Raw genomic sequence first — 13746 nt, 5'->3', positions numbered from 1 at the left:
GCGATCTCAAACCACGCGGATGCAGCAGACCTTAATTTCCCACTCAGTTGATAGCGGCCGTCAGTTCCACTTCCACCACCGCGTTCTTCGGCAACTGCGCCACACCCACGGAGCTGCGGCTGTGTTTGCCAGCCTCGCCCAGCACGGCGACCAGCAGGTCAGAAGCGGCATCGGCCACCTGGCTTTGCAGCGTGAAGTCAGCCGCACTTTGCACAAACACGGTGATGCGCAGCACTTGCTCCACGCGGTCGAGGCTGCCCAGGTGTTGGTGCAGGATGGTCAGCACGCGGATGGCGCTGATGCGCGCGGCGCGTTGCGCCTCTTCCAACGTGACGTCACGCCCGGCGCAGCCCAACACCACCACGTCTTGGCCGATGCGCGGCACCTGGCCGCTGACGTGGGCCACGCCGTCGTGCACGATGACCGGGGCGTAGTTGCCACCCAGGCGCAGCTCGGCGGTGATGTCGAAGCCCAGGGCTTGGGCGTGTTGTTGCAGTAAAGATGTTCTGGTCGTAGTCATGGTGGGCATTCTCAGTGAATCAACAAATCAAAAGGCAATCAATCGGCAAACTTTTGCGGGCGCAGGCCCAACCAAGCGAGGGTGTTGTGCCACAAGGCTCGCGCACCACGCACGGCACGCAGTTGCACCGCAGGCGCTGGTGCCGGGCGCACCACACGCAACACCGCATCTTGCCCCGCACGCACCACCACCCAGCCATCGCGGCGCAGGATGTGGCTCGCGTGGTTTTGCAGCGTGAAGCTTGGGCGCAACAAGGTCTCACCTTGCCACTCGGGTGTTTCGGTCAATTGCACCTGGCCACGCAAGGCCACCACGTGCGTACCGGCCGACCAGCAAAACATTTGCGATTGGTGTGTGGACACACGGATCAGTTCCACCAGCCCTGAGGCTTCGTGGGCGAGGTCTGGTGTGTCCCGGTTTTCAGGGGCCGGTAATGCGGGTGACTGGGGTAGCGGCAGCATGGCGAGAGTCCTTTGGGCAAAAAGCTGGAACGGCCCTTAAGCGTAAGTTTTGCCCCTTGTTCCCAACAGACACACGCCGGGGCTTTCTGTATCGCTACAGACGCGCCAGCCCGCTTCTGTCACGGTTCACTTTTGCCCCATCTGTACCTGTGCCCCGCTTGCCAGAGCCAGGATGATCGCCCCATGAACCCGTTTCCCGCATCTGCCGCCGCCAAAGCCTCGCCGCCCACTTCACCTCTTTACCAGCGCTTGGCCAGTCACTACCGTCAAGCCATCGAGTCGGGTGTGATGGCGCCGGGGGAGCGCATGCCGTCCGTGCGGCGGCTCACACAGTTGCACAAGGTCAGCCTATCCACTGCGGTACAGATTTGCCATCGGCTGGAAGACGAGGGTTTGCTGGCCTCGAAACCGCGCTCGGGTTACTTCGTGCGCCAACCACGCCGCGCCACGCTGGTGCCGATGCGCGAACCCGAAGTGGGCCGCACGCTCGACGCGGCGCAGTTTGTGGGCATTCACCACCGGGTGTCGGCATGGGTCACGCAGTGCGAGCAATCCAACGTCAAGACCAATCTGGCGGGCGCCTACGCAGCCGCCGAGGCCTACCCCGGTGAGGCGCTGAAGGCCAGCGGCATCCGCGCGCTGCGGTTGAACCCCGACCTGCTCACCAGCCCGGCGCGCGGCCAAGGCGACCCAGCGCTTTGCGCGGCGCTGGCACGCCGGGCGCTGGCGGCGGGCATCCACATCACGCCAGATGAAATCCTTGTCACCTACGGCTGCACCGAAGCGCTCAACATCGCGCTGCGCGCCGTGGCCCAACCCGGCGACACCATTGCCGTGGAGTCGCCCACGTTCTACGGCCTGCTGCAGATCCTCGAAAGCCTGGGGTTACGCGCGCTCGAAATCCCCACCAGCCCGCGCCACGGCCTGTCGATTGAAGCGCTTGACCTGGCCCTGCAAACACACCCGTCGATCAAGGCGGTGGTCACCATCCCCAACTTGCACAATCCGCTGGGCTGCACCATGAGCGACGCCGACAAGGCCCGCCTGGTTGCCCTCTGCGAAAACAATGGCGTGCCGCTGATCGAAGACGACACCTATGGCCCGCTGTGTGACGGCGACACCCCGCTGCGCGCGCTCAAGTCATGGGACACCAGCGGCAACGTGATCTACTGCGCCTCGCTGCGCAAAACGCTGGCCCCCGGCATGCGCCTGGGCTGGATGGTGGGCGGCCGCTGGCAGGCGCGCACACAAATGCTTAAGTTTGCGCAGAGCCGATACAACGACAGCTTCCAACAGGTGGCTGCGGCCGAATACCTGAGCACCAGCGCCTACGACCGGCACCTGCTGCGGCTGCGCCAGATGCTCAAGAGCCAGCGCGAGCAAACCGCCGAAGCCATCGCCACATACTTCCCCAGCGGCACGCGCCTCAACCTGCCACAAGGCAGCATGATGCTGTGGGTGGAGCTGCCCGACCAACACCCGGTGCAGCCCGTGTTCGAGGCCGCCCTGCAGATGGGCATACGCGTGGCCCCCGGTTCGCTGTTTTCCAACACCAACCGCTACGACCACTTCATGCGCATCTGCTGCGGTGACCCGTACTCCAAGGAGATGGACGGTGCACTGCGGCAATTGGGTGCTCTCTTAGGAAAGACCTAGCTGCCGTATCAAGAGGCGTTCTTGGCTAAAGTAAGGGTCTATACCTATAACAGCAAGGATTCCCTCATGTCTACGGATACCGCCGCTACCGCGCCACCAGGCGACGCCCCCACCCAATACACCAGCGCCGAAAAACGCCACCGCGTGTTCGCCATCATGGCGGCCTCTTCCGGCAATCTGGTCGAGTGGTTCGACTTCTATGTGTACGCGTTTTCTGCGCTGTATTTCGCGCCCGCATTCTTCCCCAAGTCTGACCCCACCGCGCAGTTGCTCAACACCGCCGGTGTGTTTGCCGCCGGCTTTCTGATGCGCCCCATCGGCGGCTGGCTGTTTGGCCGCATTGCCGACCGGCTGGGCCGCAAAACATCTTTGCTGATCTCGGTGGTGATGATGTGCGCGGGCTCGCTGGTCATTGCCTGCTTGCCCACCTATGCGCAAATTGGCGCGTGGGCACCATTCCTGCTGCTGGTGTGCCGCTTGTTCCAAGGTTTGTCAGTGGGCGGTGAATACGGCACCACGGCCACCTACATGAGCGAGATTGCACTGCGCGGGCAGCGCGGCTTTTACTCGTCGTTCCAATACGTCACGTTGATTGGCGGGCAACTGCTGGCGGTGCTGGTCATCGTGGTGCTGGAGCAATTGCTGACCGAAGACGACCTGCGCGCCTGGGGCTGGCGCATTCCATTCGTCATCGGCGCCATTGCCGCCGTGGTGGCCTTGATGCTGCGCCGCACACTGCACGAAACGCAAACCGCCGAAGCGCGCAACAACAAAGAAGCCGGCACCATGGCCGGCCTTTTTCGCCACCACAAAGCGGCCTTCTTCACCGTGCTGGGCTACACCGCCGGCGGCTCGTTGATCTTCTACACATTCACCACCTACATGCAAAAGTATTTGGTGAACACTGTGCATCTGCCGATCAAGACCACCAGCTACGTGATGACTGCCGCGCTGTTCGTCTACATGTGCATGCAGCCGCTGCTGGGCATGCTGTCCGACCGCATCGGCCGGCGCAACAACATGCTGCTGTTCGGTGGTCTGGGCGCGCTGTGCACGGTGCCCATCATGACGGCCCTGCAACACGTCACCAGCCCGGTGATGGCGTTTGTGCTGATCATCGTGGCGTTGTTCATCGTGAGCTTCTACACATCGATCAGCGGCATCGTGAAGGCCGAGATGTTTCCCCCGGAAGTGCGCGCGCTGGGTGTGGGCCTGGCCTACGCCGTAGCGAACGCCCTCTTCGGCGGCTCGGCCGAATACGTGGCGCTGGGCCTGAAGACGCTAGGCCACGAGTCGGCGTTTTATTGGTACGTGACCGGGATGATGGTCATCGCCTTCTTTGTCAGCCTGCGCTTGCCACGGCAGGCGAGTTATCTGCACCACGATCATTGAGACCCGAAGCTTTTGCGGTGGTGCTAGCGACTATTAATTTAATAGCTGCTTGCGCTACTGCAGCAAGCGCTGAAGGCCGATTTCCCTTAAATCGATTGCGCCTTTAAACTGCAAGGCATGCGCCCTTCTGAAGCCCTTTCCCTACACCGCACGCAGATCCGCGAGATCGCCTTGCGCCATCGCGTGAGCGACGTGCGGGTGTTTGGCTCGGCGCTGCACGGAGACGACACGGCCGACAGTGATTTGGATTTGCTGGTCGAGCCCACTGCGCAGACAACGCTGATGGACATTGGCGCGATTCGGTTTGAACTCAAAGAACTGCTGGGCCTGGATGTGGATGTGCTCACCCCCAACAGTTTGCCGGCCAGCTTCAGAGAACAGGTGTTGCGCGAGGCCATGGCCTTATGAGCCGGATGGGCCGCTCGCCCACCTTGCGGGTAGCGGATTACCTGCGACACATCATGGACGCCATCGACCACATCCAAGACTATACGGGCGGCATGGCGCTGGACGATTTTTTGTCAGATCGCCGAACCTGCGACGCCGTGATTCGCAACCTGGAAGTGATTGGCGAAGCGTGTAACAACATCGCCAAGAAGCACGCCGACTTTGCAGCACAACATGCCCACGTGCCTTGGGGCTTTGCCTATGAAATGCGCAATGCGCTGGCCCACGGTTACTTCACGGTAGACCTGGCCATCGTCTGGCAAACCATTCAAAACGATTTGCCCAAGCTGAAGGCGCAAGTCTCAGCGCTGGTTTAAAACGTCGCCACAATCGCAGCGCGCAGCGCAGGCGTGATCTCTGGCATCACGCCAAACCAGGCATTGAACGCGGGCCGCGCCTGGTTCAGCAGCATGCCCAAGCCGTTTACCGTGACGTGGCCGCGCGCCTTGGCGGCTTGCAGCAGGGGCGTTTCCAGCGGGGTGTAGATCACGTCGCACACCAGCGCGTGTTTTGGCAAAGCATCGAGCGCCAGTTCCAGCGCGGGTTGACCCACCATGCCTTGGTTGGTGGTGTTGACCAGCAGCGAGGCGTCGGCCAAGGCATCGGCGCGTTGCTCCCAGGGGATGGCGCGCACGGGGATGCCGAATTCATCGGCCAGGGCTTGGGCTTTGGCGGCGGTGCGGTTCAGCAAACGGATTTCTTTGGCGCCACGCTCGGCCAGGCTCACCACCACGGCGCGTGCGGCGCCACCAGCGCCCAATACAACTGCTGGGCCGGTGTCGGCACGCCATTCGGGCTGCTCATCGAGCAGGCTCTGGATGAAACCCGCGCCATCGTTGTTGAAGCCGTGCAGGCTGCCGTCGGGCTGGACGACGATGGTGTTGAGTGCGCCCATGCGGCGCGCGGTGGCGTCCACTTGGTCGACCAGCGCCATGGCGGCCACTTTGTGCGGGATGGTGAGGTTGCAGCCGGCAAAACCTAGGGCGCGCAGGCCACGCACGGCGTCGGCCAGGTTTTCGGGCGCGACCGGCAACGGTGCGTAGCTGCCCTTCAGACCGTACTGGGCAATCCAGTGGTTGTGGATGATGGGCGAGCGCGAATGGGAGATCGGCCAGCCCATGACGCCGGCCAGGCGGAAAGTGGATGCGTGCGACATGGAATCAAACTCAGCAAAGCGAAAGGGCAAAGGGCGAACGCTGGGGCGAGCCCCCAGCGGACGCCAAGTGTACTTGGCGGCTCTCCACCCCCACTGGGGCAGGCCCGGGCTTGACCGCCAACCGCCACGGGGCTACGGTGGCAGTACTCGCACGCCCGTAGTCAAGGAGGTTCGCCATGCGCATCAGTGACGAAGAGTATTTCCGTAGCTGCGTTGCCAAGGAGCGCCATCTGGCGCATTTGCTCGGCCATCACCAGATTGAAGAGTGCTACGAGAACGCCGGCACGCTGTGGGAGAACACCACCCAGTTGCCGAAGTGGACGCGCGACTGGCACGCCTGTGGCCCGCTGCTGGCGCAGTACGGCATTGACCTGGTGTTTGTGCGCGAGGATGGCAAAGACAGCGAGCCGAACCTGGTGCGCGCGGGCGCCACCACCATCCACATCAAAGACCACCCGAACGTGGAACGCGCGACCATGGTGGCCATCGTGCGCGAGGTGATCTACCGGTTGGAACACCACCAAGCCACGCCAAAGCACTAGCAGGCTGTTGAAAAACTACTGCGGAGGTCATCTGCGGCGTTGCGCGGTGCTCGGAATCCTCACGTACTAAAAGTACGTTCCGGTTCCTGTGCTCCGGGCGCCTTGCATCTGACCTTCCTCGCTACGTTTTTCAACAGCCTGCAAGCTGCGTTTTCGCTAGATTTGTGCCACCGAGTAAACGGTGCCCGCAGCCCTTGTGCGCCGGTGCTACATTCCACGTCGCCATGCGCGGCGCGGAGACAAATCAACGCCCAAAAGCCGACGCATTGGCACTGTTATTGCACCGGTTTTCTTCTTTGAAATTTCGTTGGGAGCGTTTCATGGGTGGTCTTTTTTCGCGTCAAATTTCGCGTCGCACGTTGGGCGTTGTCGCCCGTTCCTTGGCTGTTGGCGCGCTCGGCGCGGCCATGTTCGCGGGCGCTGCGCAAGCGCAAAACAACACGGTGCGATTGCTGGTGGGCTTTCCACCCGGCGGCGGCACCGATGCCATCGCCCGCATGCTGGCCGAGAAGCTGAAGGACCAACTCGGCACCTCGGTGATCGTGGACAACCGTGCAGGCGCCGGTGGCCAGATCGCCGCGCAGGTGTTGAAGACTTCGCACCCCGACGGCACGACCTTCTTCCTCACCCACGACCACACCATTTCGATCTTGCCCCAAGTGGTGAAGAACCCGGGCTTTGAGCCGGCGAAAGACTTCGTGGCTGTGGCCGGTTTTGCCACGTTTGTGAACGCGCTGGCCGTGTCTGGCGGCACACCGGCCAAGTCGGTCAACGACTACGTGGCCTGGGTGAAGAGTGCACAGGCTGGCAAGGGTACGGTGGGCGTGCCCGCACCGGCCTCGGTGCCCGAGTTTCTGGTCAAGCTGATCGGCCAAAAGTATGGCGTGGACCTGCAAGCCGCGCCCTACCGTGGCAGCGCACCCATGATTGGCGACATGCTGGGCAACCAGATTGCCGCCGGCGTGGGCTCCATTCCCGACTTCATTGAAAACCACAAGGCTGGCAAGCTGCGGGTGGTGGCTGTACTGGGTGGCTCGCGCCAAGCCCTGCTGCCCGATGTGGCGACCTTCGCTGAACTCGGCCTGGCCGGTTTTGAAGACCTGCCCTACTACGGCATCTTCGCGCCCGCTGGCACGCCCAAGGCCACGATCGACAAGTTTGCCGATGCCGTCTCCAAAGTGGTGGCCATGCCTGACGTGCGCGACCGCTTGACCGCCATGGGCCTGACGGTGGGCTACATGTCGCCATCGCAACTGGCCGCACGTGAACAGGCGTACACCAAGGTGTGGACCAAGATCATCAAGGACAGCGGTTTCCAACCGCAATAAGTCAAAGGTCTAGTCGTCTGACGTGAAACGCGCCGAATTGCCCCGCATTTCGGCTGCTTTGCGAGCGTTTACAAGGGGCATGAACTTTTAGGATGCGGTTCATGCACTCCTACAAGCTATTCCACGAGTCGCCCTGGCACACCGATCTGCTGTTGCCGCGCCTGACGGACGACGCCACACTGGCGGATGTCCAAGTCTTGCTCGGTGGCTTGTCTTTGGTGCTGAGCCGAACCATCCCGGTTGCGACGCCGCAAACCCTCAACACGTTCCCGGCCACGCGCCGTCTCGCGGCCCGGCTCACGCTGGCCATCGAGACCGACGATGCCAAGCAAGCTCTTGCGCCGAGCGAAGAACTCTGGGCAGCGCAAGACGAATGTGGCCAAAAGCTCGACCCCAGCACCCTCTCGGTGTTGCGCAAGCTGCTGGCCCAGACGATACGCGACGAACTGGCCTATACCAGTTACACCGCCAGCATGCGCAGCTTGAAGAACGATTTCAAGGATAGCGGCTTTGATGCGGCTGCCGAGCCAACGAGCACACTGCCGAGCATCCCGCCCATCGCCACGCGCCCCAACGATCTGGGCAACGGCCCGCTGGGCGCAGCCGCTTCTTGATCACCAAACAGCGGCGAGCGCATCCCACGCGCCGGCCACCACCGGGTCGTTTCGGCGCTGCGTCAAGCACACAAAACACAGGCTGCAGTGCAGCAGCACCCGGTCGGCCACCACCAGGCCATGGGCTTGGCTCTCGCGCATGGCGATCGAGTCGCGCACCAGGCTCAAACCCACGCCTGACTTCACCAAATCCAGCATCGACGCTTCTTGGTCGACCAGCGCCACGCGCGGCGGCTCCAAGCCGGTGAGCGACTGCGGGCCAAACACCTGCGCGAGTAGACGTGAATGGGCCGACGCCTCGGGCGTGGCCAACCATGGCAGCGCCGCCAAGCCGCGCCAGTCGCGCCCCAGTACCTGCGGCCCCCAGCCCTTGGGTGCCAACACGCGGTAGGTGAACGCGGTCAACACACGGCTGACAAAACGCTCATCCATGCGCGGGGGCTCAACAGCACTTTCCGCATTGCCGGCAAGCGCGGGCGGCACTTCCAGATAGAAACCAACATCGAGCGCACCATCGCCCAACTGCGCCAACACGCTGCCGCTCATGTCCTGGCGCAACTCCGTCGCAATCTGCGGCGTGCGCTCGACCAGCTCACGCAAAAAGGCACCCAGGCGGGTGAACTCGGGGTCCAGAATTGTGCCGATGCGCAGCCGCCCACGCGTGGTGCTGTGCAGGCGCTGCGCCGCGAAGTTGAAGTCGGCCAGCGCGGCCAGGCTGCGCTCCGCTTGCGGCAGTAGCGCCGCACCGTCGGCCGTCAAGACCAGGCCCTGCGGCGTGCGCGAAAAAATCGTCAGACCGGTGTGTTGGGCCAGGCTCTTCAGTTGCAGACTGACGGCCGGCTGGCTCAGATGCAACGCCTGCGCAGCGCGCGAAACGTTGCCCATTCGCGCCACCATCACAAAGGCTCGCAGGGTTTGAGGGTCAATCGTGTTCACAGGCACTACGGGTTTGGTTGGATGGGCATTGTTTATTAGCCATTCAAATAATGGTCCTGAGCCGAAGTCATTGGAATGACGCGCATTCCATGGGCACACTCAGACAGTTGACAGCCATTTATTGGGACATACATTCATGAGTTCAGCAAATATTGATCATGTTGTGGGCGAGTGGCGTCAAGCGCGACCGCTACTGGGTGCGTCATGCAACGCTGGCCTGAAAGTATTGCGAAAGGCGCAGCGTTTGTAATGCCCACAGCAACGTAGCGCCCTCCGGCTTTGCACGCCGCTCAGCGGCGTGTCATTCGCTACCTCCCGAGAAGGGGCGGCGGCCTCATTCCTTTAATGACGATCCATAGAAGCCGGGAGACACCGGCCCATAAAAATGCGGAGACAACGTGAGCGACAACAGTTTTGACTACATCATCATCGGTGGGGGTACGGCAGGCTGCCTGCTGGCCAACCGCCTCAGTGCTGATCCGCGCTTTCGCGTATTGCTCATCGAAGCCGGGCCCAAAGACGACTACCACTGGATCCACATTCCCGTGGGCTACCTCTACTGCATTGGCAACCCACGCACCGACTGGCTCTACAACACCGAGCCCGATACCGGACTGAACGGTCGCAGCCTGCGCTACCCGCGGGGCAAGACGCTGGGTGGCTGCTCCAGCATCAACGGCATGATCTACACGCGTGGCCAGGCACGCGACTACGACCAGTGGGCTGACCTCACTGGCGACGACACCTGGAATTGGCGCAATGCCCTACCGTATTTCAAGGTGCATGAGGACTACTACAAAGGTGCCGACGCGCTGCATGGCGCCAAGGACACCACGCCTGAGTTGTTGCACGGTGCAGCCCAAAGCGCCGACCCTTATCTGAAAGCGCTGGCCCGCCGCAAATCGGGCGGCGAGTGGCGCGTGGAAAAGCAACGCCTGCACTGGCCTGTGTTGGACGACTTTGCCCAAGCCGCGCAACAAGCCGGCATTCCTGCCACCAGCGACTTCAACCGTGGCGACAACGAGGGTGTGGGTTATTTCGAAGTCACGCAAAAAGACGGCTGGCGCTGGAACACCCCCAAGGCCTTTTTACGGCCCGAGTGTTATGGCCGCCCCAACTTTGAACTCTGGGCCAACGCACAAGTCACCAAGCTGCACCTGAAAACCCTGCCCGATGGCACGCAGCAATGCACTGGCGCCACGGTGTGGACGGGCAGAGACATGGTGGAGGTACACGCCGCGCACGAAGTGATTTTGAGCGCAGGTGCTGTGGGCTCGCCGCAGTTGCTACAACTCTCGGGCATTGGCCCACGCGCTTTGCTACAGCAGCATGGCATCGCCACTGCAGTAGACCTGCCAGGCGTGGGCGCCAACCTGCAAGACCACTTGCAAATCCGCGCAGTGTTCAAGGTGAAAGACGCGCTGACGCTCAATGTGCTTTCCAGCACCGCCTGGGGTAAAGCGAAGATCGGCCTGGAATACGCCTTCAAACGCACTGGCCCCATGAGCATGGCGCCATCGCAACTGGGCGCGTTCACCCGCAGCGACCCGGCGCAGCCCTACCCCAATATCGAATACCACGTGCAGCCTCTGAGCCTGGACGCCTTTGGCGAGCCGCTGCACAGTTTTCCGGCCATCACCGCCAGCGTGTGCAATTTGAACCCTACCAGCCGTGGCACGGTGAACATCCGCAGCGCGCGTTTTGAAGATGCGCCCGCGATTGCGCCCAACTATCTCAGCACCGCAGAAGACCGCAAGGTGGCCGCCGACTCGCTGCGTGTCACACGCAAGATCGCCGCGCAACCGGCGCTCCAGAAGTACCAGCCTGACGAATGGAAACCGGGGGTGCAGTTCCAGACCGATGAAGAACTCGCCAAGCTGGCAGGCGACATTGCGACCACCATCTTCCATCCTGTAGGCACGACCAAAATGGCACCCGCCAGCGACCCCATGGCCGTGGTCAACACACGCTTGCAGGTAGTCGACGGGCGCGGTGGCGTGGTGCGCGGCCTGCGCGTGGTGGATGCGGGGGTGATGCCCACCATCACCAGCGGTAACACCAATGCGCCAGTACTGATGATTGCCGAGAAGGCGGCGCACTGGATCTTGCAAGACGCGCACTGAACAGCCCTGGAGGTTGGCGGATGGCCTATTCGCGCACAAACGAAATCAAATGCGAACCTAAGCGCCGCTATTCGCGCAGCACAGATCGCCCAAATGGGAGGGAAACCCCCAATGCACTGAATATGTGCGCCGGATAAAGTCTCGTCACTCGCTTACAGGGGCCTACAAAGCTCCTGATAAGCACGAGGGGCCGAGGAGACAAACCTAGCCACACGACCAAAAATATTCAGCTAACATCCGCACGAGATGTATTCACAAAGCGCCGCATCGTCGGCGCTTTTTTATTGCCCCCGGCCGCCCAAGGCCCGTCTGGCGCCACATCCCCACGTTTTTCACTTCGCTTCTTTGCCTTCGGGCCGCTTGGTCATGGATCTGTTTGTTGTTTCCCTTGCGTCGTTACTGGCGGGTTTTGTAGACGCTATCGTCGGCGGCGGCGGCCTGGTTTTGGTCCCCGCGTTGTTCGCCACCTTCCCTTCGGCTCACCCTGCCACTTTGCTCGGCGTGAACAAAGGTGCATCAATTTGGGGCACGGGTTTCGCCACCTGGCAGTTCAGCCGCCGCGTCGAAATGCGCTGGAAAACGCTGCTGCCGGCAGCGGGCGCCGGGTTCTCCGGCTCGTTGGCGGGCGCGTGGATGGTGACCGTGATGTCGCCCGACTTTCTGCGCAAGCTGCTGCCCCTGGTGCTGGTGGCCGTGCTGGCCTACACCCTGGCCAAGAAGGAACTGGGCCGCGTGCACGCGCCGCGTTTCAACGGACGGCAAGAGGTTTGGGTGGCCAGCATCATCGGGCTGACGATTGGCGTGTACGACGGCTTTTTTGGGCCGGGCACCGGCAGCTTCTTTGTGTTTTTGTTCGTGCGCTGGTTGGGCTACGACTTTTTGCACGCCTCGGCTGCCGCCAAGCTGCTGAACGTGGCCACCAACCTGGCGGCACTGATCTTGTTCACGCTGAAGGGTCACATCTGGTGGCACTTCGTGGTGGTGATGGCCATCGCCAACGTGGCCGGCAGTCTGATCGGCACACGCTTGGCGATGAAACATGGCGCAGGTTTTGTGCGCATCTTCTTCATCATCGTGGTGTCCGTGCTGATCCTGAAGACCGGCTACGACGCGTTCTTGCGCTGAACTTCACGCACAGCGCTGGCCCCAGGGAGCCAACGCTGTAGGCTGGGTGCTTAGCGCACCATGCAAGGACGCTTGGCGTCAAACTTCCAGCCGGGAATCAAATATTGCATGGCAATGGCGTCGTCGCGAGCGCCCAGACCGTGGTCGAGGTACAGACGGTGTGCCCGCTCCACGGCGTCCATGTCCAATTCCACACCCAGGCCGGGCTTGGTCGGCACCTTCACTTTGCCGCCCACAATTTGCAGCGGCTCCTGCGTGAGGTACTGGCCGTCTTGCCAGATCCAGTGGGTGTCGATGGCCGTGATGTGGCCTGGCGCGGCAGCCGCCACGTGAGTGAACATGGCCAGCGACACATCAAAGTGGTTGTTCGAATGCGAACCCCAGGTAAGGCCCCACTCGTGGCACATCTGCGCTACACGCACCGAGCCCTGCATGGTCCAGAAGTGTGGGTCTGCCAGCGGAATGTCTACCGCATGCGTTTGGATCGCGTGTCCCATTTGGCGCCAGTCGGTGGCGACCATGTTGGTGGCCGTGGGCAGGCCGGTGGCCTTGCGGAACTCGGCCATCACTTCGCGGCCGCTGAAGCCGTCTTCGGCACCGCATGGGTCTTCGGCATAGGCCAGCACGCCGTGCAGGTCGCGGCACAGACGGATGGCGTCTTTGAGCAGCCAGCCACCGTTGGGGTCCAGCGTCACACGCGCCTCAGGGAAGCGGGCGTGCAGCGCGCGGATGGCTTCGACTTCTTCGTCGCCCGACAACACACCGCCTTTGAGTTTGAAATCGTTGAAGCCGTAGCGCGCGTGTGCGGCTTCGGCCAGGCGCACAATACTGTCGGCGTCCATGGCTTTCTCGTTGCGCAGACGGAACCATTCGTTGTCGCCATCGGGCTCGGTGCGGTAAGGCAGCTTGGTGGCGTTGCGGTCGCCGATGTAGAACAGGTAGCCGAGCATTTCGACTTCTTCACGTTGCTGGCCTTCGCCCAGCAGTTGCGCCACGGGCACGCCCAGGTGTTGGCCCAAGAGGTCGAGCAACGCAGCTTCAAGTGCCGTGACGGCGTGCACGGCGATGCGCAAATCAAACGTCTGGTTGCCACGGCCACCCACGTCCAGACCCGAGAAGGCGTGGCGCGCCTTGTTCAGCAATTGCTGATAACGGCCAATGGATTCGCCCACCAGCAGGTCGCGCGCGTTTTCCAGGGTCTTGCGAATGTTTTCGCCACCGGGCACTTCGCCCACGCCCACACGGCCAGCGCTGTCTTTGAGCAGCAACAGGTTGCGCGTGAAGTACGGCGCGTGGGCGCCGCTGAGGTTCATCAACATGGCGTCTTGGCCAGCGACGGGAATGACGCGCAGTTCGGTAATCAACGGCGTAGAAGACATAGGTTGTGCAGGCATGGGCAACTCGGGCTCAATTAGTGGCAAAAGAGTTAATTGTTAACGATAACAA

At 62.1% G+C, this 13746-nt stretch carries 14 protein-coding genes; 9 read left to right on the top strand and 5 right to left on the bottom strand.

The features are described from left to right. Window positions 1–43: 43 nt before the first annotated feature. Both ACPWMG_RS01415 and ACPWMG_RS01410 read right to left on the bottom strand, forming a co-directional pair. Window positions 44–520 (bottom strand): RidA family protein, encoded by a 477-nt coding sequence (locus tag ACPWMG_RS01415; RefSeq protein WP_483302886.1) that lies wholly within the window; start codon window positions 518–520, stop codon window positions 44–46. 38 nt (window positions 521–558) lie between these two features. Continuing rightward, window positions 559–981 (bottom strand): hypothetical protein, encoded by a 423-nt coding sequence (locus ACPWMG_RS01410; protein WP_483302885.1) that lies wholly within the window; start codon window positions 979–981, stop codon window positions 559–561. A 183-nt stretch (window positions 982–1164) separates the two neighbouring features. Between ACPWMG_RS01410 and ACPWMG_RS01405 the strand changes: the two genes are divergently transcribed. From ACPWMG_RS01405 to ACPWMG_RS01390, 4 genes are all read left to right on the top strand, one after another. Further along, window positions 1165–2637: an aminotransferase-like domain-containing protein gene (locus tag ACPWMG_RS01405; RefSeq protein ID WP_483302884.1), complete on the top strand. Its 1473-nt coding sequence runs from the start codon at window positions 1165–1167 to the stop codon at window positions 2635–2637. Between the two features lie 66 nt (window positions 2638–2703). Beyond that, a complete protein-coding gene (locus tag ACPWMG_RS01400; protein ID WP_483302883.1) occupies window positions 2704–4029 on the top strand; it encodes an MFS family transporter in 1326 nt (441 codons plus the stop codon). Window positions 4030–4146: 117 nt separating this feature from the next. Further along, window positions 4147–4437 (top strand): nucleotidyltransferase family protein, encoded by a 291-nt coding sequence (locus ACPWMG_RS01395; protein ID WP_483302882.1) that lies wholly within the window; start codon window positions 4147–4149, stop codon window positions 4435–4437. Beyond that, window positions 4434–4793, top strand: coding sequence for a HepT-like ribonuclease domain-containing protein (locus ACPWMG_RS01390; RefSeq protein ID WP_483302881.1), 360 nt, complete (start codon window positions 4434–4436; stop codon window positions 4791–4793). The genes ACPWMG_RS01395 and ACPWMG_RS01390 overlap by 4 nt, the downstream gene beginning before the upstream one ends. On the opposite strand, the gene ACPWMG_RS01385 is transcribed toward ACPWMG_RS01390, so the two are convergent. Continuing rightward, the gene (locus tag ACPWMG_RS01385) at window positions 4790–5632 is read right to left on the bottom strand and encodes a shikimate dehydrogenase (RefSeq protein ID WP_483302880.1); all 843 of its coding nucleotides are present in this window, start codon (window positions 5630–5632) and stop codon (window positions 4790–4792) included. The genes ACPWMG_RS01390 and ACPWMG_RS01385 overlap by 4 nt on opposite strands. 176 nt (window positions 5633–5808) lie before the next feature. Between ACPWMG_RS01385 and ACPWMG_RS01380 the strand changes: the two genes are divergently transcribed. From ACPWMG_RS01380 to ACPWMG_RS01370, 3 genes are all read left to right on the top strand, one after another. Further along, on the top strand, window positions 5809–6174 hold the full coding sequence (locus ACPWMG_RS01380; protein ID WP_483302879.1) for an aminoacyl-tRNA synthetase: 366 nt from the start codon (window positions 5809–5811) through the stop codon (window positions 6172–6174). A gap of 320 nt (window positions 6175–6494) precedes the next feature. Beyond that, the gene (locus tag ACPWMG_RS01375; protein ID WP_483302878.1) at window positions 6495–7502 is read left to right on the top strand and encodes a Bug family tripartite tricarboxylate transporter substrate binding protein; all 1008 of its coding nucleotides are present in this window, start codon (window positions 6495–6497) and stop codon (window positions 7500–7502) included. Between the two features lie 101 nt (window positions 7503–7603). Further along, a complete protein-coding gene (locus ACPWMG_RS01370) occupies window positions 7604–8116 on the top strand; it encodes a hypothetical protein (protein ID WP_483302877.1) in 513 nt (170 codons plus the stop codon). Here ACPWMG_RS01370 and ACPWMG_RS01365 read toward each other — a convergent pair whose 3' ends face one another. Next, window positions 8117–9043 (bottom strand): LysR family transcriptional regulator, encoded by a 927-nt coding sequence (locus ACPWMG_RS01365; protein WP_483305161.1) that lies wholly within the window; start codon window positions 9041–9043, stop codon window positions 8117–8119. Between the two features lie 407 nt (window positions 9044–9450). Between ACPWMG_RS01365 and ACPWMG_RS01360 the strand changes: the two genes are divergently transcribed. Continuing rightward, complete coding sequence (locus ACPWMG_RS01360; protein ID WP_483302876.1) at window positions 9451–11175, top strand: GMC family oxidoreductase; 1725 nt, start codon at window positions 9451–9453, stop codon at window positions 11173–11175. Between the two features lie 366 nt (window positions 11176–11541). Continuing rightward, window positions 11542–12300, top strand: coding sequence for a sulfite exporter TauE/SafE family protein (locus ACPWMG_RS01355; protein ID WP_483302875.1), 759 nt, complete (start codon window positions 11542–11544; stop codon window positions 12298–12300). A 50-nt stretch (window positions 12301–12350) separates the two neighbouring features. Here ACPWMG_RS01355 and gudD read toward each other — a convergent pair whose 3' ends face one another. After that, window positions 12351–13694: a glucarate dehydratase gene (gudD, locus tag ACPWMG_RS01350; protein ID WP_483302874.1), complete on the bottom strand. Its 1344-nt coding sequence runs from the start codon at window positions 13692–13694 to the stop codon at window positions 12351–12353. Window positions 13695–13746 lie beyond the last annotated feature (52 nt).

The sequence above is a fragment of the Hydrophilobacter chitinilyticus genome, from assembly GCF_049860745.1.
Taxonomy (GTDB): Bacteria; Pseudomonadota; Gammaproteobacteria; order Burkholderiales; family Burkholderiaceae_C; genus Rhodoferax_B.
Note: the sequence above shows the minus strand (reverse complement) of the source record. Positions and strands in the feature narration are given on the sequence as shown.